Annotated in this window: 23 protein-coding genes; 4 read left to right on the forward strand and 19 right to left on the reverse strand. The window is 51.7% G+C overall.

All coding sequences use genetic code 11. From position 1 onward, the window contains the following. Positions 1–63 precede the first annotated feature (63 nt). Both RW092_RS14815 and RW092_RS14820 read left to right on the forward strand, forming a co-directional pair. Positions 64–966, forward strand: coding sequence for an aldo/keto reductase (locus RW092_RS14815; protein ID WP_316010570.1), 903 nt, complete (start codon positions 64–66; stop codon positions 964–966). Between the two features lie 216 nt (positions 967–1,182). Next, a complete protein-coding gene (locus RW092_RS14820) occupies positions 1,183–1,689 on the forward strand; it encodes a DUF3231 family protein (protein ID WP_009223288.1) in 507 nt (168 codons plus the stop codon). Positions 1,690–1,759: 70 nt separating this feature from the next. On the opposite strand, the gene RW092_RS14825 is transcribed toward RW092_RS14820, so the two are convergent. The 14 genes from RW092_RS14825 to RW092_RS14890 all read right to left on the reverse strand — a co-directional run bounded on the left by RW092_RS14825 (position 1,760) and on the right by RW092_RS14890 (position 15,540). Continuing rightward, complete coding sequence (locus RW092_RS14825; RefSeq protein WP_316010571.1) at positions 1,760–2,173, reverse strand: hemerythrin domain-containing protein; 414 nt, start codon at positions 2,171–2,173, stop codon at positions 1,760–1,762. 38 nt (positions 2,174–2,211) lie between these two features. Continuing rightward, a complete protein-coding gene (locus tag RW092_RS14830; RefSeq protein ID WP_127576609.1) occupies positions 2,212–3,714 on the reverse strand; it encodes a nitrate/nitrite transporter in 1,503 nt (500 codons plus the stop codon). 340 nt (positions 3,715–4,054) lie between these two features. Continuing rightward, positions 4,055–4,702 carry a response regulator gene (locus RW092_RS14835; RefSeq protein ID WP_036700661.1) on the reverse strand — a complete coding sequence of 216 codons (648 nt, stop codon included), beginning with the start codon at positions 4,700–4,702 and terminating at the stop codon, positions 4,055–4,057. 47 nt (positions 4,703–4,749) lie between these two features. Beyond that, positions 4,750–5,811: a sensor histidine kinase gene (locus RW092_RS14840; RefSeq protein ID WP_009223283.1), complete on the reverse strand. Its 1,062-nt coding sequence runs from the start codon at positions 5,809–5,811 to the stop codon at positions 4,750–4,752. Continuing rightward, entirely contained in the window at positions 5,808–6,266 is a 459-nt protein-coding gene (locus RW092_RS14845) for a GAF domain-containing protein (RefSeq protein ID WP_009223282.1), read from the reverse strand. Before RW092_RS14845 ends, RW092_RS14840 begins: the two co-directional genes overlap by 4 nt. 26 nt (positions 6,267–6,292) lie before the next feature. After that, positions 6,293–6,991 (reverse strand): respiratory nitrate reductase subunit gamma, encoded by a 699-nt coding sequence (narI, locus tag RW092_RS14850; RefSeq protein ID WP_016312187.1) that lies wholly within the window; start codon positions 6,989–6,991, stop codon positions 6,293–6,295. Then, positions 6,978–7,553 (reverse strand): nitrate reductase molybdenum cofactor assembly chaperone, encoded by a 576-nt coding sequence (narJ, locus tag RW092_RS14855; protein WP_009223280.1) that lies wholly within the window; start codon positions 7,551–7,553, stop codon positions 6,978–6,980. The genes narI and narJ overlap by 14 nt, the downstream gene beginning before the upstream one ends. Beyond that, on the reverse strand, positions 7,546–9,093 hold the full coding sequence (gene narH / locus RW092_RS14860) for a nitrate reductase subunit beta (RefSeq protein WP_085170708.1): 1,548 nt from the start codon (positions 9,091–9,093) through the stop codon (positions 7,546–7,548). Before narH ends, narJ begins: the two co-directional genes overlap by 8 nt. Then, positions 9,083–12,760, reverse strand: coding sequence for a nitrate reductase subunit alpha (locus RW092_RS14865; protein ID WP_316010573.1), 3,678 nt, complete (start codon positions 12,758–12,760; stop codon positions 9,083–9,085). The genes narH and RW092_RS14865 overlap by 11 nt, the downstream gene beginning before the upstream one ends. Positions 12,761–12,956: 196 nt before the next feature. Then, positions 12,957–13,433, reverse strand: a complete 477-nt coding sequence (locus RW092_RS14870; RefSeq protein ID WP_016312190.1) for a GNAT family N-acetyltransferase — start codon at positions 13,431–13,433, stop codon at positions 12,957–12,959. Positions 13,434–13,450: 17 nt separating this feature from the next. Beyond that, on the reverse strand, positions 13,451–13,849 hold the full coding sequence (locus RW092_RS14875; RefSeq protein WP_016312191.1) for an NUDIX hydrolase: 399 nt from the start codon (positions 13,847–13,849) through the stop codon (positions 13,451–13,453). A gap of 23 nt (positions 13,850–13,872) precedes the next feature. Continuing rightward, complete coding sequence (locus tag RW092_RS14880) at positions 13,873–14,361, reverse strand: DMT family transporter (protein ID WP_016312192.1); 489 nt, start codon at positions 14,359–14,361, stop codon at positions 13,873–13,875. A 14-nt stretch (positions 14,362–14,375) separates the two neighbouring features. Beyond that, complete coding sequence (locus RW092_RS14885; protein ID WP_316010574.1) at positions 14,376–15,074, reverse strand: Crp/Fnr family transcriptional regulator; 699 nt, start codon at positions 15,072–15,074, stop codon at positions 14,376–14,378. Between the two features lie 34 nt (positions 15,075–15,108). Beyond that, entirely contained in the window at positions 15,109–15,540 is a 432-nt protein-coding gene (locus tag RW092_RS14890; protein ID WP_316010575.1) for a DMT family transporter, read from the reverse strand. 150 nt (positions 15,541–15,690) lie between these two features. On the opposite strand from RW092_RS14890, the gene RW092_RS14895 reads away from it, so the two are divergent. Then, entirely contained in the window at positions 15,691–16,251 is a 561-nt protein-coding gene (locus RW092_RS14895; protein ID WP_085170711.1) for a GNAT family N-acetyltransferase, read from the forward strand. Positions 16,252–16,487: 236 nt separating this feature from the next. On the opposite strand, the gene RW092_RS14900 is transcribed toward RW092_RS14895, so the two are convergent. Continuing rightward, positions 16,488–17,003, reverse strand: coding sequence for a GNAT family N-acetyltransferase (locus RW092_RS14900; RefSeq protein WP_316010576.1), 516 nt, complete (start codon positions 17,001–17,003; stop codon positions 16,488–16,490). 4 nt (positions 17,004–17,007) lie between these two features. After that, a complete protein-coding gene (locus tag RW092_RS14905) occupies positions 17,008–17,457 on the reverse strand; it encodes a MarR family winged helix-turn-helix transcriptional regulator (RefSeq protein WP_028539468.1) in 450 nt (149 codons plus the stop codon). A gap of 146 nt (positions 17,458–17,603) precedes the next feature. Here RW092_RS14905 and RW092_RS14910 point away from each other — a divergent pair, with 146 nt between their 5' ends. Further along, complete coding sequence (locus RW092_RS14910; RefSeq protein WP_028539467.1) at positions 17,604–19,094, forward strand: MFS transporter; 1,491 nt, start codon at positions 17,604–17,606, stop codon at positions 19,092–19,094. Positions 19,095–19,173: 79 nt separating this feature from the next. Here the strand turns inward: RW092_RS14910 and RW092_RS14915 are convergent, their stop codons facing one another. The 3 genes from RW092_RS14915 to RW092_RS14925 form a co-directional block, all read right to left on the reverse strand. Next, on the reverse strand, positions 19,174–19,464 hold the full coding sequence (locus RW092_RS14915; RefSeq protein WP_016312199.1) for a hypothetical protein: 291 nt from the start codon (positions 19,462–19,464) through the stop codon (positions 19,174–19,176). A gap of 60 nt (positions 19,465–19,524) precedes the next feature. Then, complete coding sequence (locus RW092_RS14920; protein ID WP_316010578.1) at positions 19,525–20,151, reverse strand: nucleotidyltransferase family protein; 627 nt, start codon at positions 20,149–20,151, stop codon at positions 19,525–19,527. Next, positions 20,144–20,656: XdhC family protein (locus tag RW092_RS14925; protein ID WP_316010579.1), on the reverse strand; the 513-nt coding region annotated here is incomplete at its 5' end. The genes RW092_RS14920 and RW092_RS14925, both read right to left, overlap by 8 nt.

The raw sequence follows: 20,656 nt of genomic DNA on the forward strand, positions 1-20,656 counted from the left end.
CCCGGGGGGATGGAAATGAACCTAAAAGAGCTTTTTAAAGATACTATACGAGGAGTCTAGAAAATGAAAATGAACCGTTTAGGCAACTCCGAGCTGATTGTCAGTGAAATCGGGCTGGGCTGCATGTCGCTAGGGACGGAGGAATCCAAAGCGATTGGCCTGATTCACGAGGCGTTGGACCGGGGCGTCAACTTTCTCGACACCGCTGATTTGTACGACGCCGGAACCAATGAAGAGATCGTCGGCAAGGCAATTAAGGGGCGTCGGGATCGTGTTATTCTGGCAACCAAAGTCGGAAATCGGCGGATTCCTGGACAAGACGGCTGGGTCTGGGATGCGTCCAAAGCGTATATCCTCTCGGCAGTGAAAGATAGTCTGCGCCGGCTCGGCACGGATTATATCGATTTGTATCAACTGCACGGCGGGACGATCGAGGATCCCATCGATGACACGATCGAAGCGTTTGAACAACTGAAGCAGGAAGGCGTCATCCGCGAGTACGGGATATCTTCCATTCGTCCGAATGTCATCCGGGAATATGTCTCTCGCTCGTCCATCGTCAGCGTCATGAACCAGTATAGTATCGTAGACCGGCGCGGCGAAGAAGAAGTGTTCCCCCTGCTGCAAGAGCATCAGATCAGCGTAATAGCTCGAGGGCCATTAGCCAGCGGTGCGCTGGCAGCGAACCGCGAACCCGCCAAAGGTGTGCTGGATTACGAGCTGGATGAACTCCGTGAACTGCGCCGCAAACTGCAGGACCTGGAGACGCCGGAGCGCAACCTTACTCAGTTGGCTATCCGCTATTCCCTCGCCCATCCTGCGGTTGCCGTGGTCATTCCGGGAGCCAGCTCACGCGAACAGCTGCTGCAAAATCTTGCTGCTGCAGAAGCTCCCGAATTAAGTGCGGAGGAAGTTGAGCTGATTCGCAGCTTAAGTAAAGCCAATCAATATTCGTTGCACCGTTAATCTCAAAATAAGAGCAGGCCCTATAAGTGAACAGCATCCTCGCTAACTCGAGTTTAGTGACGGGAAGCCCTTCACCAAAGGGTCTGTTTTTTATGCGGCTACTAATCATTTGTCACGGTTCCTTACTAGCCCCATAGTTTCGGCTTCATACAACACGACTTAAAGAGACATACTACTTGCGGTAAGCAAAAATGACGAAGCAAAGGAGATTTCTTCATGGGTGTGTTAGACGGGAATCCGAAGCATGAGCCAATGCACTACGGTGAAATTTTCACGATATGGGAAAGTTCGATGGCAGCAAAAATGATGTTATCCTGCTACCAGCTGTTCACGTACCATGCGGGTGACAAAGATCTGAAAGAGATTCTAAAGGACCTGATGGATCAGGCTAAATTGGAGATTAAAGAACTGGACAAGCTGTTGACGGACAATGGGATCACCCCCTCCCCCATGTTGCCGGAACGACCGGAAACGAAGCTTGAGGATATTCCACCAGGAGCCAGATTTGCCGATGCGGAGATCGCCGCGAAAATCGCCATGGATACTGCAGCTTCTTTGGCCGGTTGCAGCGGAGCCATGGGGTTATCGATCCGAGAGGATATCGGCGCGTTGTTTGCAAAATACCATGCCACCAAAACCGCATTGGGGCTTAGAATCTTACGGATGAGCAAGGAAAAGGGCTGGCTGGTTCCTCCGCCTCTGCAACTCAAAAAACCAGAGTAATTCGTGTTTACAAGTCATGAAAAAAAAGCGATTAAACATACCCGCTGCTTAATCGCTTTTTCCTATTTCACTAAAACAATAACCTTTCTTCTTCCCTGCTGTGGATTTCATTGATCTCCAGCAAAGCATAAAGCTTGTGTAAAATAGCCGCGCTCCAACCAGAGGTCTCTCGCAATTCGTGAATGCTGCGAACGACGATTCGCATCAGTTCATGATCGCGTTTTAATTGTACGACCGCCTCCTGGAGGTCTGGATTCTTCTCAACTACTTCTTGATAGAAGCCGTCTTCTTCTGCATCCGCATGACTCAGGATCCGCGACTCCCAGTATCCCAACAATTCATTCGTTGCCTGCTCTGCCAACTCCAGATCTCCGCTGGCGTAGAAACGCTCAACTTCCTCCGTTTTTGACTTCGCCCCTGCCAAGCCGCCGTCATGAATGGCCTGATGGGCATGGAGTTGCCGCAGCGATGGACCAACCGGCATTGGATTCTCCCCCTATTCTCTGATGTAATCTGGATTCGTTACTTCTCCGCCTTTCCCTTTGGAAGCTCAGAGAACGTTCCGACATAGCGGATATCCTCACCGGTTTCGTCTTTAACCGTGCTGATATTCAGCCACTGTAAGTAGATCTCACCGTTTTTGCGCTTATTCCAAATCTCCCCCTGCCACATGCCGGTTTCTTTAATGCTCTTCCACATGCGGTCATAGAAATCCGGGGCTTGTCGATTCGCTCGCAGAATATTCGGCTTCTTCCCTAACGCTTCCTCTTGACTAAATCCGGTTACTGCAGTAAACGCCGGATTCACAGCCACAATGGTGCCTTTCGGGTCGGTGACCAGGATCCCTTGCGCTGTATTGTTGAAGACTTCCGAAGACAAACTCAGCTTATCGGAATAAATCATCCAGAGTACGAGAATCAAGCTGGCTAAAGCGACCTGCGACAGCAGCATGAAACCGATGGAATACTGACCGGTTACCGAATGGATATAGGACAATAACAGCGGCGGGAAGAATCCGCCCAGGCCGCCCATCATGGACACGATCCCGTTGACGATCCCGGCCTGCTTATTGAAATATTGTGGAACCAACTTAAAGATGACACCATTTCCTGCACCGGCAACAATTGCGATTACCAGACAACCGATGGTGTACAAAGTGAATGTCGGTGAGAACGCCAGCACGATAGCCGCAAGCGTAAACCCGGAAAAGATGACGATCAACAGCATCAAAGCATTAAACCGGTCCGCCAGCCAACCGCCAACCGGACGCATAAAGGTCGCCAAAGCGATAAATCCGGCGGTACGCATCCCTGCATCCACCTTGGTAAGTTCAAAGTTCGTCACCAGGAAATTGGGCAAATAGACGGTAAACGCAACGAACGAACCAAACGTAATAAAGTACAACAGCGAGAACAACCAAAGCTTTTCATTCTTATAAACGCCTTTGATTTGTTCCATCATAGCCGTTTTCACCTTCGGCTCTTTACGGTCACCAAAGAAAAGATTTAGCGCTGCAAAAACAAGCAGAAGGATCAAGTACAGCTTGACCGTCGCCGACCAACCGATTTGCGTCGCGATGACCGGTGCGGAGAACGAAGTCACGGCCGTCCCGAGATTCCCGAGACCGTACACGCCGTTGACCAGACCATGACGCTCCTTCGGATAATATTTCGGCAGCGAAGTGACGCCTACGGAGAAGACGGCGCCGCCGATGCCGAGGAACAGCCCGCCGATGATCAAATCGACGTAAGAGTTCGCCTCACTAATGTAGAACACTGGAAACAACAGCAAAATGAAACTAATTAGAAAAACCAACCTTGCCCCGAAAATATTCGCGTAATACCCCAGCGGAATACGTAAAACGGAACCCAATACGACAGGAATAGCCGTAATGATCGCGACCTTATCGGCTGGGATCTGAATGTCCTCTCCCATAAAGGATACGAGGGACGAGATAATGACCCATACGGCAAAACCGACGATCAAATTGAGTGTTTGTAGCGGTAACTGAACTTTTTTTATCAAATCGATCACCTTTTCCAAAATGACTTCTGAATGACCATTGATTTCCCCACTCGTATTGTAGCTGATCCGCTTTGGGGGCCTGTATAGGGTTTTCCCCCGTTTGCCCAGGGAAACTCCCTATCCGCCCGGTTTGGTCACAAAAATGCCCATAACCATTGGATAATGATTATGGGCTGTACACTTTATTGGAAAACTATTCAACAATTAACGTGTAAAGTTCCTGATTCAACTGCTCTTGTTCCGCCGATCAAACTAGCCAAATAACGGTGCTCGTTCTCTAGAATACGCATGGCGGGCGTTTCACTTAACAGTGTTCCTCGTTCCATGTCATAGGCCTCCATTAGAAATCCAGCAGCTTCTTCTTAATTGCGTATTCCACCAGCTCAGGTCTTGATTTCAAATTCAGCTTCTCCATAATTTTGGCTTTATGGGCCTCTACCGTTTTGACGGAGATGTGCAGCATTTCAGCGATTTCTTTATTTCCGTAGCCTTTGGCGACCAGCGGCAGAATCTCAACCTCACGGGTAGACAACAGCTGGTAAGGGTTGTTCTCATCGGCTTGCTGATCTTGGCTAACGAATTCTCGGACAAGGGAGGAGGCGAGCTTCGGATGGATATAAACCCCTCCTTGATGCACCATGCGAATGGCTGAGACGAGTTGCTCATCCGGCGAATTTTTTAAGACATACCCTCTGGCGCCTTTCTTAAGCACATGAAATAAATATTCTTCGTCATCGTGCATCGTGAGGATAATAATATTCGTTTCGGGAAAATCCTCATGGATTTTGGCCGTCGCGATCAAGCCGCTTTCGCCTGGAGGCATGCTGAGATCCATCAACAGGATGTCAGGCCGGTGTTTGGCTACCATTTTGTATGCTTCGATCCCGTCTGCGGCCGTCGCCACGACCTCCATATCCTCTTGAAAATTAATAATCATCGCAAAACCGCTTCGGACGACCGCATGATCATCCGCGATTACTACTTTCACGATCCATACCCCCCTATCCAAGCAAAATCCTTACGTTTGCAGCACCATTACGGGGTAACGGCAGCCAACGGAATCCGTAAATGAACGGTCGTTCCTTTCCCCCGCTGCGAAGTCACGGTGATTTCTCCGCCTACCAGCTCTGCCCGTTCTTTCATTCCATAAATGCCAAGTCCGGTTCCCTTCGGATCGTTTGCATTCACGTTAAATCCGCATCCCTGATCGGAAACGACAAGCTCCAGCGTATGCTCGGAAGCAAATAGACGGACGTCAATCTCGTCTACGTTGGCATATTTCAGCGCGTTCAGCACGGATTCCTGACATACCCGGTAGACGACCGTCTCAACCTCACTGTTAAAACGCTGACCGCCTAGCTCTGCCACAAAACGCACGACGACCCCGTAGTTCTTCTCAATCCATTTGAAATGCGAACGAAAAGCCGCATCCAGACCAAGATCGTCCAAGGAGGCTGGACGCAGCTCCACCGATAGATTGCGAATTTGCTCCAACAATCGGGTGAGCGAAGCCTCCGTTTGTTGGATTTTCTGCAAGGCTTCCTCTTGCACATTCAAATATTTCAACACCCGAAGATCCACCAGCGAGCTGATCAACTCTTGAGCGACACTATCGTGCAACTCGCGGGAGATCCGCTTGCGTTCATCCTCCTGGGCTTTAATAATGCTCTTCATCATAGTATTGCGGTTCAGCATTTGCTGCGTCATGATGGGATTCGTCAGATCGCGCAAGATCAGCACCCGAACCCCCGACTCTTGGTCCACCGTCTGAAAACTGGCCGAAAACGGGACGACGCCTTTCGTCTTGGTCTCCAAATAGAGCTGGAAGGAGCTAAAATCCTTCTTGGTGTTGGAAAGATAGCAATTGATACAGGACATCGGTTCATCTTCACTAGTATATCCACGGCACGAGAAGCAAAAAGCGTTGTGCTCGGTGTCTGCTGATTCCTCCAGCACCCGGCGATCCAGCAGCTTCTCGGCCTGAGGATTCATCGCCATAATCCGATGCTGTGCATCAAAGAAAATGATTGCATCGGAGCTTTGCTCATACTGCTTCTGCAGAAGCTCGATGGGTACGTTCAAGGATAACGGATTCATGGGATCAGCTCCTTGATCTCAAAATCCCCAAACTGGCCTTGCAGCCATTCATACAGCTGGAGCAAATCTTCCTGGGACATCCGCTGCTCTCCCCGGTAGCCCGCCAAGAGAACGCCTTCCACCCGATCCGCCAAATATAACGGGAGTGCAGCCAAGCTGGTTAATCGCTCCGAGAGCAAGATCGGAAAATTGTACAGCTCTTGCGGCTGAAGCACTTCGTCTACACGGGGAACCAGCATGGGGCTGCCGGTTTTGAACACGATGCCGGCAACCCCCTTACCCGACTGGAGGACGATCCGTTTGTAGCGGTTATTCAAATTGCCTGAAGCGTATTTCCAGGTAAGTACAAAGTCGTTGATCGCCGACTCCGCAAAGGCCAGCGACACAAAATCATACCCCATTTGCTCTCTTAATTGATCGATCATCACCTGATAGCAACCGGAGGTTGGTTTCATGAACTCGTCTCCCTAATCTCAAATCCTTAACGTCCCGCAGAATGCGAGCGATTCTTCCTATAAAGGATATAGCTTCTCCGGGCATAATTCAAGGGTACGCTCCACACATGAACGAGCCGGGTAAACGGCCACAGAGCAAAGATGATAAAACCTGCTAAAATGTGGATTTGGAACGTGATCGGCACCTCTGACATATAGCTGGCTTCCGGACGCAAGATCAACAAATTGCGGAACCAAATGGATATCGTCTCCCGATAGTCAAAGTCCGGTTGCACGTTATTTGTCACCAGCGTAGAGTACATCCCCATAAAAACGATAAACAGCAGCAAACCGTTAACGATCATATCCGATGCGGAGCTGAGCCGGCGCACGTTTTTCATCGTCAATCGACGGGCTGTCAGAATCAGCATTCCGGCAAACGTCACCACGCCAAAAAATCCACCGCCATACATCGCCCCGATATGATACAAATGCTCGTTGACGCCAATCGCATTCATCCATGCCTTCGGAATCCCCAGCCCGGCCACGTGACCCATAATAACTGGGATAATCCCGATATGAAACAGGAGGCTGCCGAGCATCAGCCGTTTTTTCTCGATGAACTCACTAGATTTGGCCGTCCAGTTAAACTGGTCGTAGCGGTAACGGAAGATATGCCCCACCACGAACGTGACCACACAGAGATAGGGAAAAATCACCCATAGAAATTGCTCAAACAGGCTCATGGACTTTCACCTCCTGCGACAAACACAGCTTAAACGTTTCCCGAAGGGCTTTGATTAATGGATAATAAGGGTTCCCCTTCGACTCCAGTGACTTCATTAATTGGTAAGTGCCGTCTTCCAAAATCGAGATTACCGTCTGCATCGCCATCAAGCCATGCGGATGATGGAGCCAATCGGCCGCATACAAAAACTCCAGCATCAGCGGCAGAAAATCCGGCAGCTCCCGGTCCACCATCTCCATGCCAAACATCTCGTAAACCAATTTAAGCGAGGTCAGCAGTTGTCCGCGGTCTTTAGAATCTTCATATTTGAAATACGTCATATACAGCGTTGACGACTTCTCAAAATCAAATGTATCGACGTAAAGCTCCTCGATCTCTTCCATGCTTCGTGCAAGCATCTGTTCCCGGTATTTCGACACCGGCTCCATGACGGAAGCAGGGAAAGCCTCTTCCCCACCTTCCTGAATGGAAGCGAACGTCTCCTTGTCGGGGTAAACGAGCTGCCCGGCAAAAAAGCCGAACAACTCGCGATGTGCATCCAGTTTCACCAGATCAATCACGCCAGATCCCCCCATAGAAGTTTTGTTCATACAGATCCCGTCCACTCTTGCCGGTGCTCGCCGGAATCGGAGTGGCAGGACCGCAGCCGTCACAATCCATGCCAAATCCGGCGGTGCCTTGGGCCCGGTACGGGTCCATGTACCCCTCCTTATGCGAGGTTGGAATGACGAACCGATCCTCATATTTCGCGATCGCCAGCAAACGGTACATTTCTTCAACCTGTTGTGCGGTCAGCCCCACGCGATCCAATCGTTTCTCGTCAAACGGCTGCTTGGAGAATTGTGCGCGTTGGTATTGGCGCATCATTGCCATCCGTTGCAGAGCGATTTTTACCGTTTCCGTGTCCCCAGCCGTCAGCAGATTCGCCAGGTATTGAATCGGCGTTCTCATTTCCTCAATTGCCGGGAAGATGAGATCCGGGTTCTGAATCGAATCCTTGCCTTCAAAATGGCTCATGATCGGGCTGAGCGGCGGTACGTACCACACCATTGGCAGCGTCCGGTATTCTGGATGCAGCGGGAAGGCCAGTTTATATTCGATGGCCAGCTTATAGACCGGCGAATTTTGCGCCGCTTCGATCCATTCCTCAGAAAGTCCATCTTTGCGGGCTTGCTCGATGATTTTCGGATCATTTGGATCAAGGAACAGGCTTAGCTGAGCTTCGTACAAATCCTTCTCATCCAGGGTAGATGCCGCTTCTTGCACGCGATCCGCATCATACAACAGCACGCCTAGATAACGGATACGTCCGGTGCAGGTTTCGGAGCACACGGTTGGAAGTCCTGCTTCGATTCTTGGGAAGCAGAATGTGCATTTTTCCGCTTTGTTGGTTTTCCAGTTAAAGTAAACCTTCTTGTATGGGCAACCTGTCATGCAATAACGCCAGCCGCGGCAAGCTTCCTGGTCGACGAGGACGATGCCGTCCTCATCGCGTTTATAAATTGCGCCGGATGGACAGGAAGCCACGCAGCTTGGATTTAAGCAATGCTCGCATAGACGAGGCAAGTACATCATAAACGACTGTTCGAAGTTGAACTTGATGTCCTCTTCGATCTTCTCGATGTTTGGGTCCTTTGGTCCGGTGATATGGCCGCCGGCCAGATCGTCTTCCCAGTTCGGCCCCCAATCCAGGTCCATCGTGTCGCCGGTAACGGCGGATTTCGGACGGGCCACAGGCTGGTGCTTCTTCTCGCCCGAATTCGTCAGCTTCTCGTAATCATAAGTCCAAGGCTCGTAGTAGTCTTTCATTTCCGGCATATCCGGGTTATAGAAAATTTTACCGAGCGCGATCTTGGACAGCTTGCTGCCGGATTTCAGCTCCAGCTTCCCGTTACGCAGCGTCCAGCCGCCTTTGTAATGCTCTTGGTCTTCCCAACGTTTCGGATAACCGATCCCCGGCTTCGTTTCAACGTTGTTAAACCACATATATTCGGCGCCTTCCCGGTTCGTCCAGGTGCTCTTACAGGTCACACTGCAGGTATGACAGCCGATGCATTTGTCCAGGTTCATCACCATGGCGATTTGCGCTTTAATCTTCAAGCCAGTCAACCTCCTTCAGTTTGCGCACGGCAACGTACACATCGCGCTGGTTGCCGATAGGTCCGTAATAGTTGAAACCATAGCTAAGCTGGGCATAGCCCCCAACGAGCTGCGTTGGCTTCAAATGGATTCGCGTCGGCGCATTATGGCTGCCGCCTCGCTCACCCGTAATTTCCGAACCAGGAACGTTAATGTGTTTGTCTTGGGCGTGATACATAAACATCGTGCCCTTGGGCATCCGGTGGCTGACTACGGCTCTAGCCGTAACAACGCCATTACGGTTATAGACCTCCAGCCAATCGTTATCATTAATTTGATGCGCTTCGGCATCCTCATTGTTGATCCATACGGTAGGCCCGCCGCGGAACAGGGTCAGCATGTGCAGGTTATCCTGATAGGTGCTATGGATGTTCCATTTCCCGTGCGGTGTTAAGTAGCGCAGGACAAGTGCATCCTTGCCGCCCTCAACCTGTTTGTCCCGTGGACCAAACACCATCGGCGGCAGTGTTGGTTTGTAAACCGGCAGCGCCTCGCCGAATTGCAGGAAGATCTGATGATCCAGATAAAAATGCTGGCGTCCCGTTAACGTCCGGAACGGCACCAACCGTTCAATATTCGTTGTAAACGGCGAATACCGGCGTCCTGATTTGTTCGAACCGCTGAATACCGGAGTTGGAATGACCTCGCGAGGCTGTGCGGTAATGTTCGCAAAGGTGATGCGTTCCGCCGCAAGATCTGCAGAGATATCCTTCAACTCCACGCCGGTATCCTGTTCAGCCGATTCCCAAGCTCTCTGCGAAACTTTGCCGTTTGTTGCCGAGGACAGGTGCAGCACTGCATTGGCCGCTTGTCTTGCGGTACGCAGCTTCGGACGACCGTTTTTGATCGTATCATCGGTGTAAGCGCCGTTGATCTTTTTCAGTTCCTCGTATTCTTCCTTCACGGAGAAGCTGACCCCGTGCGCGCCCACCTTGCCAGATTCCAGGTTGGGTCCCAGCGTGATGTACTTGTCGTAGATCTTCGTATAATCGCGCTCAACCACGGTAAAGCTAGGCATCGTTTTGCCAAGTATTGGCTTGACTTCACCGCGCTTCCAATCCTTCACTTCCCCATATGGCTGGGAAATTTCAGCCATCGAGTCGTGACCCAGCGGAGAGGAAACTACGTCTTTGTATACGCCCGGCATATGTTCCTTCGCCATCTCAGACAAGACGCTGGCCAGCGACCGGTAAATGTCCCAGTCTGTCCGCGATTCCCACAGCGGATCGATCGCCGGGTTAAACGGATGCACGAACGGGTGCATGTCGGTTGAGGACAGGTCGACCTTCTCATACCAGGTTGCGGCAGGCAGGACGATATCGGCATACATCGGGGTCGCTGTCATCCGGAAATCCAGTGCCACTAGCAGATCCAGCTTGCCTTCCACTTCATCACGCCAAACGATTTCCTCCGGCTTCTCCTCTTCGTTCGGATTGGATAACAACCCGTTATGCGTGCCGAGCAGATGTTTCATGAAGAACTCTTGCCCTTTCGCCGAACTGGAGATCAGGTTCGACCGCCAAACAAACAGCGTACGCGGGAAGTTTTCCGGTGCATCCGGGTCTTCCACAGCAAACTTCGTTTCGCCTGACACCACTTGCTCATAAGCATGCTTGATGATGTCCGCATTATCGGTTTTGCCTTGAGCCGCCGCTTCTTCGGCGAACGATAGGCTGTTCTTATTAAACTGCGGGTACGATGGCAGCCAGCCCAGTCGGGCAGCCAGCACATTGTAGTCCGCTGGATGACGGTATGGAATCTCCCCGCCGGTTGGCGATTTCAGTGATTCCGCGCTCATCTCCTCGTATTTCCATTGGTCTGTAGCAAAATAGAAGAACGAGGTCGCGTTTTGCAGCCGCGGCGGTGCCTGCCAATCGCGGGCAAACGCGATTGTCGACCACCCTTCAATCGGCCGGCATTTCTCCTGCCCGACATAGTGGGCCCAGCCGCCGCCGTTCACGCCCTGGGATGCTGTCAACACAACCAGGTTCAGAATGGAGCGATAGATCGTATCGCTGTTGAACCAGTGGTTAATCCCGGCGCCCATAATGATCATCGAACGGCCGCCAGTATCCAGCGCGTTCTGCGCGAACTCGCGTGCGATTTGCACCACCAGCGATGCCTGCACACCGGTAATGCGCTCTTGCCATGCAGGCGTATAGTGCGATTCCGCATCATCGTACCCTTTGGCGGTATGGGTGCTGCCAGGGCGGTTCACGCCATATTGACTAAGCATCAAATCATAGACAGTCGCAGCCAATCGGGTGCTGCCGTCTGCTAAAGTGATCGTTTTGGCCGGAATCGACCGAGTAAACGTGCCGTTGCCTGCCGCATCGAAGTAAGGGAAGACAATTTCTGTCCATTCTCCGCCGTGCGGTTCGAACGACAGCGCCGGTTCGATCCGGGTGCCGTCTTCCCGCTCCAGAATCAGATTCCACTTCACGTCTTTCTCCCAACGTTGGCCCATCGTTCCGTTCGGAACGATCAGCTCTCCAGCCGCCTCGTCGTAAATGACTGGCTTCCATTCGGCATGCTCCGTCGCCCGCCCCAGATCACTGGCCCGCAGGAAACGTCCAGCCTTATATCCACCTTCATGCGGATCCAACAATATGAGGAACGGCATGTCCGTGTATTGTTTGGCATAATTCAAGAACATCGGTTCTTGACGCTTCACATAGAACTCGTCAAGGATGACGTGGGTCATCGCTTGGGCAACCGCAGCGTCTGTACCCGGATGCGGCGCGAGCCAGTTATCGGCAAATTTGACGTTCTCCGCATGGTCCGGCGCTACGGACACCACCTTGGTTCCTTTGTAGCGAACTTCAGTCATAAAGTGGGCATCCGGGGTCCGCGTAAGCGGCACATTGGAGCCCCACATGATCAAATATCCGGCGTTATACCAGTCGGATGATTCCGGTACATCGGTTTGCTCGCCCCAGATTTGCGGCGAAGCCGGCGGCAGATCAGCGTACCAGTCGTAGAAGCTAAGCATTTCGCCGCCCAGCAATGAGATGAACCGCGCGCCCGAAGCGTAGCTGATCATTGACATCGCTGGAATCGGTGTAAATCCAGCAATTCGGTCAGGCCCATATTTTTTAATGGTATAAAGGATTTGGGCTGAAATCAGCTGGGACGCTTCTTCCCAGGTCACGCGCACATGTCCGCCTTTCCCGCGGGCTTGCTTATAGGATCTTGCAGCTTCCGGATTCTCCACGATGCTCGCCCAGGCTTGCACGGGATTCCCTTGAGACTTGGTCATCGCCTCGCGCCATAAGCGCAGCAGCTTCCCGCGCATATAAGGGTATTTCACCCGCAACGGGCTGTACTCGTACCACGAGAACGAGGCGCCCCGTGGGCAGCCGCGCGGTTCAAACTCGGGCATATCCGGTCCGCAGGACGGGTAATCAATCTGTTGATTTTCCCAGGTGATGATGCCGTTCTTCACGAACACCTTCCAGCTGCAAGAGCCGGTGCAGTTCACCCCGTGCGTCGTGCGCACAACTTTATCATGCGACCAGCGGCCGCGGTACATATTTTCCCATTCCCGGCTTTTCTCTTCGATCTTGGTCCATTTCCCCGAGATCGTTTCCGGCTTCTTAAAAAAGCTAAGTCCTGATCTTCGTTTCACGGAAGTGTTCACTCCTTCATCGCCCAAATGAATGCCTTTTGATGGGGAATCAATGGTATTCGAGCTTCTGACTCCATTATGAAACGAATTTCACTTGCTTTCCCATCAGGGAAATCCCTCGGCTTGTCGGTGAACGCCCTATAACGACAAAAAAACGCCCAAATGGCGTTTTTTGAAGAACAAATCTCAGTATTCGTTAGGAATGAAGATCCATGATGTACCAGGCGTCACAGGCAAAATGCTCGGAGCCGGCTAGCGGAACTTCCAGCTTCCGGAAGCCATGCTTGCGGTAAAAACGGTTCGCCGCCTCCATCGTCTGCAGCGTTTCCAGATAACATTGCTTATAATGACGCTTGGCAAAGTCTAAGCAGGTCGCCAGCAACTGGGCTGCGATCCCGGTCCCGCGGATTTCTTGCCGCAAATACATTTTCTGCAGCTCGCACACCTCGCTGGAATCAGCAAACGGGGCAATCCCAGCTCCTCCGATCACCCGGCCATCTTTCTCCACGACCCAGTAAGCTCTTCCCTCTGGCTCATAATAGCGGGAAAGCGCGCGAAGGCTGTCGTCCTGCCAAGCCAGCCCTTCTCGGTTCCCGCCGAACTCAATCAGACAATCGCGGATTACCGCTTCAATCTCTGCATTGTCCTCCGATTGGATAGGTCTAATGATCATCGTCGTCCATCCTTCCGTTATAGAAGATTCATCTCATGGAGCTTGTCGAAGATCATCCGACTGACCAGTGATGTCCGATCGCGCTCCTCATAGCTGAGCCAAGCCATTTCCTCGATCTCGGAAGCGGGTTGAAGCTCGCCTTCGACCTCCGCAAAGTAACAGTTCATCCGTACAAGTACCCCTTCGAGCTTGCCGTCAGCTTGCGCTTCAAACGTTGCAAAATAGTTGATCGTATTCGGCTTTACGGTCACGGATAACTCCTCTTGAATCTCTCGTTGCAAAGTTTCGGGATCGGACTCGCCTGGTTCTCTTTTGCCGCCTGGCACATAAAACAGCTCTTTCCCCTTCGAACGGACATTTAACATGCGACCATCCCGCAGGTGAATCCAGGCGATTTTATCGATGTTTCCCTCCATACTAGACGCCCCTAACTCCATGCTTAATTCAAAGCTTCTCTCTTCCGAACAGAGCTTTCCTTCTCGCTTTCGCTTCCCCCGCCCAGTTTAAACACGAAGATGCCGCCGACAATCACTAACACGCCGATCAATTGATTCAGCGTAAACGGAACCTTCTGCAAGCCGAGCCAGCCTAGCGAATCAAACAACAAGGCAAATCCTAACTCCGAAGTCATCACGATGGCTACAGCATATGTTGGCCCCAACAGTTTGACACCCTGTACCATGCAAGTAACAACGCCCACCCCAATCAAGCCGCTGAACCAGAACCAAACCGGCATCCCGGGGAATGACGTAAACATTTCTTTTCCTTCAACGATCAGTCCAATGACAAAGGAGGCGGCAAACCCCAGACCTAACACCAGCGTCGTCGTCGTCCAATTGCCGGTCTGCTCATTCACCTTCGTATTAAACACGTTTTGCATCCCCACCAACGCTCCGGCAGTTAATGCGAACAATATTCCTAACAGCACGTCTCTCCGTCCCCCTATTCGTAAATATTTCGGCTCGCCAGATTGCGAAGCCCTTCCCGATCCTTCACCGTGATGCCCTCGCGGCTTCGCTCGATCAAACCAAGCGCCGCAAATTTCTGCAGCACCCGGTTCAAATGGCGATAGCTGGTGCCGATCAAATTAGCCGCATCGGCCAAATCGGCGGTGCCGAGCTTCCCCTGAAACCGCGCATCCGCTTCGTCGAAAGAAACAGACAAGAGATAACTCGCCAGGCGGATCTCCACCGGATACAGCAGATTAAAGCTCATCGAACTGGATTTCATATAGAACTTCTTGGTGATAATGTCCAGCAAAAAATTTAGCAGCGGAGAATGATTCGCACCGTATTTCCGCAGCCAACGGTACTCTACCCCGATCATGTGAACCGGGGACACAGCCTCAACGGTATTGATGATATCCCCGTCCCGAATGTATTCGACATCCCCGATGATCTCCAGCGGATTCTTAAAAGAAATGACCAGCGTACGGCCTTCCGGAGAGGTGTTATAAATTTTGATCTTCCCCCGAACCAGCACGTACATGGTATGCGATGGCTCGCCTTGCGTGCAAATCAGCTCTCCTTGGTCAAACCCGTGAAGTGTCAGATAAGGCAGCAACGCTTTGGGAAATACCTTCTGAAGTCCATACGATTCGATATAGTCATTTAGCAGGTCCGGGTCTGCCACTTCTTTCATATCCGTTCTCCTCCTTGAGGCTTGGGCCATTCACTCATCCGTTAAATTTAAGAATAATTACTCCTGCAATCATCAAGCCGATCCCGATAAACTGCGGCAGCCGCATTTTTTGCTTCGGTACACCAAACCAACCTAGGCTATCAATCAGAAAGGTGATGCACAACTGGGCAATCAAAACCGCTGAGATCGTCAAAGTGACTCCAACCTGCTGGATCGCCGTGACGTTGCTAAAAATAATAATCGCTGCCCAGGCCCCGCCGCTGATATACAGCGGCTTCACCTTGCGCAAGTCGTTCAGCCCCCCGTCACGAATCATCAGCCAAATCAGCAAAGCCGCGACAAAGCCGGTACATTGAGTCAACGCTGCCGCCGGCCATGTGCCGATCTCGCCGCTGATTCTTGTATTGGCCACCCCTTGCAAGGTGATGAACGCCCCGGCCAAAAACGCAAATAACAAACCCCTCATCGTCTCTCTCCTCGTTCTCGAATCTTCGCGATCCTTTATATCAATACCTAATTAAAGGATATCTTCTGCCGTTTGGAAAGGACATATGTCCTGAATGCTGGTGGAAGGATAAAATAGAAGTAACCGTACATTTAAAATGGGGGGCCCAAAATGCAATGGACATTCACAACCTTAAACCAATGGGATGACGTTTGGTGGGACAAGCTCGAACCCATCTATCGCGAAGCATTCCCGCACGGTGCCAAGCCTGTAAAGGTGCTGAAGAGCATGTTGGATCGCGGAATCGCCAGCTTGCACGCAGGGCTGTTAGACGGCGAAGCGATAGCGATGGGCGTCACCGGCCTGAGCAGCAAGCAGGGACACAAGCGATTGATCCTCGATTATATGGCCGTGCGTCAAGATGTAAGAGGACAAGGCTTTGGCACTCAGTTCTTCGCAGATATCCGTAACTTAGCCATGTTTGAACATCACGCTGAGGCGATCATTATTGAAGCGGAAGCCGATGACACGGATACGAACCGGGAGCGCCTCCGCTTCTGGATCCATTGCGGATTTATTGCCACACCTTACGTCCATCAATATATCTGGGTTCCCGAGCCGTATCGGGCGCTGTATCTCCCGCTTAATCATCAGTTCACCGTGACCGATGACGGTCAATCGTTGTTTCAGGATATCACTTCGTTTCATCATCGTTCATTTCGCGGGCAGTAACTTCAGGGAAAATAGGACGCAAATGGTGCAATAACAGTAAAAACTACCGTTCATTTTCCACCAACTGGCGTTATTGTTTGAACTAACTTCAAAAAGTACTGCTAAATTCGATCAAACCCCGTGTTTTCGAGAAAATTGGCAAAATTAAAGGCAGGATTTACTGTTAATTGCCCCGATTAGCGTAAATTACGAGAATTAACAATACGATTTACCTTTAGTTCTTCACCATCGGGGATTCACAACGTCTCCAGGACCTTTTCAAACACGGGAAACACATCTATTCGCCCTGGAAAACGCACCTCGCCCCGCTGCTCATAACTAAGGCCGCGATATAATTTTAAGGCGGCGGTGTTCCGGGCATAGGTGTCAAGCCGCAAACTGCGGTAACCTTGCTCACGGGCATAAGCTTCAGCGAACTCAACCACCCGGCGGGCGATGCCCTGCCCTTGCATCCGGGGGTCCACAGCCAACCGGTGCATGATTAAATGAGGGCCTTGGCTATCTTTCCATGCAATCGTCTCATACAAATCGTCTTGTTCTTCATCTAAAACGACGATCGCAGCGACTTTCCCCTGTGCTTCTGCAGCAAACAACACCCCGCGCTGTAAATCATCCGCTAACACGTCCCGGTTCGGGTAATGTTCATTCCATTGATCGCTGCCGCCTTCCTGCATCACTTGAATGCAACGCTGCAGCATTTCCATGATCTCGTCCAAATCTTCGGGACGTCCTGTCCGAATCTGCAAATCCATGGGTTCACCTGCTTTTTGAAGGATATTCGTCGTTTTTCAGCTTGCTCTCGTAAATCTTCGTAAGTAAATGCTCGAGTTGCTTTGTTTCCTCTTCGGTTAACACAGCCGTCAGTCGGAAATTAAAGTCGGCTAAAATTTGCCGAAGCGTTGGCTCGAAAGCTTTTCCCTTTTCCGTCGGATACCACAAGATTGACCGCCGGTCCTGCTCATTCACGCGCCGTTCGATGTAACCGGCCTCCTCCAGTTGCTTAACGGAGCGGGTTGTGGTCGCCTTATCAAACTTCACCAAGTGCGTTAACTGGTCTTGATTTAACCCGGGTGTCGCTAATATTGCAAGCAGATAACTGTGGTTTCCGCCTCCGCCGATCCCGTACGGCTTCAACAAGGCGGTGACTTCCTTCTGGTTGATCCGTTGCAGATAGGAGATCAGTTTCCCAACGGAAGGGTAGTTCATGACCTGCACCTCTTTTACAAATCTCATTTATGAAAATTTTAACTGAAATCAGTTGCGCTCGCAACTAAATTGGAGTACACTGGGATTGCTTAAAATGGTTGCAGATGCAACAAATTTGGATGGAGAAGAGAGAGGTGTGAAATGATATGGATATGACGACTCCACGTTCTGACCTACGCACAACTTCTTATCAGGATGATCCGGACATTCAACGGAAACGTTGGTTGATTCTGATCGTGTTGAATTTATTTACGTTTATGTCGACGCTGGATGGCAGCATCGTCAATATTGCTCTGCCTGTGATCTCCAAACAATTGCATCTTTCCGTGGCTCAAGCGGAATGGATCGTTTCTGCGTACTTGATGATGACCTGTGCGGCCATTCTGTTCTTCGGAAAGCTTGGAGATATTGTCGGTAAAATCAAGGTGTTCAAATGGGGCATGGTGATTTTTACTGTGGGCTCTCTGCTGTGCGGTTTTAGCCATAACCTGCCGCTGCTTGTTGGATCCCGGCTGCTGCAAGCGCTTGGGGCCTCGCTAACCATGGCCAACAGCCAGGGAATTGTCACCGACATCTTCCCGGCCACTGAACGAGGCAAAGCGCTTGGTTTCACCGGAACCTTCGTGTCGCTCGGCAGTATCACGGGCCCAAGTCTTGGCGGTGTGATCGTATCGGCCTTTGGCTGGGAATATATTTTCTGGGTGAACGTTCCTGTTGGCCTGATCGCGATTGTCATCGGCTGGAAGCTGCTTCCGGCGGACCGAACCAAGCTGAAGGTGAAAATCGATAAAGCGGGCAGCACGCTGTTCCCCGTCTTTATTCTGGCACTGTTCAGCGGTTTGCTGCTTGGCCAGCAGATCGGGTATCAGGACATCCGAATTGTGGGTGCGCTCGTGCTGGCGGCTGTCGTGTTCTTCGTGTTTCTGTGGATCGAGACGCGCAGTGAAGCACCGATGCTTCAACTGACGTTATTCCGCAATCCGTTGTTCAGCTTAAGTATTCTCGCCGGCTTCCTGGTGTTTGTCGCCAACTTCTGCTTTAATATCATCGCGCCCTTTTATACGCAAAGCATCTTAAACCTCTCGCCTTCTCATGCTGGGTTCCTTATGATGCTGTTCCCGATCGTTATGGTTATCGTCGCCCCGCTGAGCGGTGCATTGTCCGATAAAATCGGCTCCGAGCTGCTGACCTTCGTCGGACTCATCGTCATGGTAATCGCGCAAATCGGGCTGGCCCGTTTACACGACAGCAGTTCGATGGCCTTGGTGGGCGTGTGGATCGCGATGCTTGGTCTGGGCAATGGTCTATTCCAGTCACCCAATAACTCGCTCATCATGTCGAAGGTCCCGAAAACTCAGCTGGGTATCGCCGGCAGCATCAACTCGCTCGTACGCAATATGGGGATGGTTGTCGGCATTACCGTTGCGACCACAACTTTATTTAGCGTCATGAGCAGTCGCGCGGGCCATCGCGTCACCGGCTTGGTGCCGGATCGTCCCGACCTGTTCCTGTCCGGCATGCGTGTGGTGTTCATGACATCCGCCACCATCTGTCTCGTCGTCGCGCTTCTGACCGGCTGGCGGTTTTGGGCCGCAAAACGAGCACAATGGAGGGAACGGGTGCATTCGACGCACTAAGCTGCAAGCAAAAAATCCGTAAAGGTATGAATGACACCCTTACGGATTTTTTGCTTCTATATATAGGACTGGCATCAGCTTAGTCCACCCACTCAAGCTTGTTCACAATGCGGTATTTCATTAAGGCAAGCAGGAAATCATCATAAAAATCTTTACGAACGATGATCCGGTATTGGCGCTCCTGATCCTGATTCAAGTAGAACAAGACATCCGTGTATACGTCATTATCCTCGAACTTTTTCTGCACTTCCCGCATGTTCGAGAACAGCGACTCGTTCTGCAGGAAAGTCAACTCGAATTCTACGTCCTCTTCATTTACCGTTTCACGAATGCGGACTTGCTCCGGATCAAAGTGATAGATCAGCGGCATGTCCTGTCCCCCTCACGCAATAGATTGATGATCTAAGCGTATCGTGTCGCAGCAGCGAAGTCAAATTCTAGAAAAAGCTGACTCTCGGTATCTCGCATATTCCTCCGGCGTGTCGATATCGCGGGGGGCATTTCTCGAAATCTTCACCTCAACGATTTGCTCTCTGTATTGCTGCAGCAGCTCTTTGGCCCCAACGTCACCGTCCAGCTTAGTCAACTCAGGGAACAACGGCGCTGCAAACAATACGGGATGCGCCGGTCGATCATCATAACGCGCTTGCACGATCTTGGCTCCGGTTTGGATGAACACTTCCGTCACTTGCCGTATCGCATCCGGTGAGATCTCCGGCTGATCGCCCAAGATGATTTGAATCGCTGCAGGTGCATAACGCGCCTCTAGCTGCCGGACTCCAGCCGACAGCGAGGCGCCAAGCCCCCGATTGGCCTGCGAGGTTGTCAGCCATTCCACCGGCACACTCTCCGTATCTTCTTGGCGAAGCGGTCCGCCTTCCGCGGTAATTACCGCCATCTGAACATTTCCTGCCGCCAACACCTGGTGCATCGTTTGTTGCAGCAGATTTCCGCGCGGTGCTGGCAGCAGCAGCTTCGGCTCGCCCATACGCCTGGAAGCGCCGCCCGCGAGGATTAACGCCCATACATCCCCTGACCCAGCTCTGCGCTTAGACACGGCAGGACTCCGGAAAGGCAGGTTCGTCAAGAAATGATGGACTCGAAGTCGAAGCGTTCAATGAAGCGTCAGTTCCTCCCCCGCGGATGGCCCCTTTCCGATCACGCAGAAACCCGCCGGAGCGTCCATTTTTGATTGCGGTAATTTCTGCCAAGATACTCATCGCAATCTCTTCAGGGGTTTCCGCACCGATGTCCAGCCCTACTGGCGAATAGAGCTTATCCCGCAGCGCAGGGTCGATCTTGCGTTCCGGCTCGCCAGGCTGACGTATCGGCTCCAAAATCTTCTTCAGCCGGTAGCTGGAGCCAACCAGGCCGACATACTTGACCTCCGGGGTGAGCATCCGGTGGACCGCCTCCCGATCCAGGTCCAGGTTATGTGACATGACGACGACGTATTTGCCGCGGACGTCGACCTGCTCAAACGCGAAGCGGGGGATAATCTGCAGCTCGTCCGCTGCAGGAAACCGCTCCCGCGTCGCTTTCCCCGTCGCATGGTACGCGAT

This window comes from Paenibacillus sp. 3LSP (assembly GCF_032465655.1).
Taxonomy (GTDB): domain Bacteria; phylum Bacillota; class Bacilli; order Paenibacillales; family Paenibacillaceae; genus Fontibacillus; species Fontibacillus barengoltzii.

Excerpts from the sequence above, each read along its gene's own strand:
- RW092_RS14915 (WP_016312199.1), bottom strand. The coding sequence starts at position 19,464 with ATGCCGCTGATCTATCACTTTGATCCGGAGCAAGTCCGCATTCGTGAA.
- RW092_RS14845 (WP_009223282.1), bottom strand. The coding sequence starts at position 6,266 with ATGAAACCAACCTCCGGTTGCTATCAGGTGATGATCGATCAATTAAGA.
- RW092_RS14825 (WP_316010571.1), bottom strand. The coding sequence starts at position 2,173 with ATGCCGGTTGGTCCATCGCTGCGGCAACTCCATGCCCATCAGGCCATT.
- RW092_RS14890 (WP_316010575.1), bottom strand. The coding sequence starts at position 15,540 with ATGAGGGGTTTGTTATTTGCGTTTTTGGCCGGGGCGTTCATCACCTTG.
- RW092_RS14820 (WP_009223288.1), top strand. The coding sequence starts at position 1,183 with ATGGGTGTGTTAGACGGGAATCCGAAGCATGAGCCAATGCACTACGGT.
- RW092_RS14885 (WP_316010574.1), bottom strand. The coding sequence starts at position 15,074 with ATGAAAGAAGTGGCAGACCCGGACCTGCTAAATGACTATATCGAATCG.
- RW092_RS14895 (WP_085170711.1), top strand. The coding sequence starts at position 15,691 with ATGCAATGGACATTCACAACCTTAAACCAATGGGATGACGTTTGGTGG.
- RW092_RS14870 (WP_016312190.1), bottom strand. The coding sequence starts at position 13,433 with ATGATCATTAGACCTATCCAATCGGAGGACAATGCAGAGATTGAAGCG.
- RW092_RS14840 (WP_009223283.1), bottom strand. The coding sequence starts at position 5,811 with ATGAATCCGTTATCCTTGAACGTACCCATCGAGCTTCTGCAGAAGCAG.
- RW092_RS14900 (WP_316010576.1), bottom strand. The coding sequence starts at position 17,003 with ATGGATTTGCAGATTCGGACAGGACGTCCCGAAGATTTGGACGAGATC.
- RW092_RS14905 (WP_028539468.1), bottom strand. The coding sequence starts at position 17,457 with ATGAACTACCCTTCCGTTGGGAAACTGATCTCCTATCTGCAACGGATC.
- narI (WP_016312187.1), bottom strand. The coding sequence starts at position 6,991 with ATGAGCCTGTTTGAGCAATTTCTATGGGTGATTTTTCCCTATCTCTGT.
- RW092_RS14875 (WP_016312191.1), bottom strand. The coding sequence starts at position 13,849 with ATGGAGGGAAACATCGATAAAATCGCCTGGATTCACCTGCGGGATGGT.
- RW092_RS14815 (WP_316010570.1), top strand. The coding sequence starts at position 64 with ATGAAAATGAACCGTTTAGGCAACTCCGAGCTGATTGTCAGTGAAATC.
- RW092_RS14910 (WP_028539467.1), top strand. The coding sequence starts at position 17,604 with ATGGATATGACGACTCCACGTTCTGACCTACGCACAACTTCTTATCAG.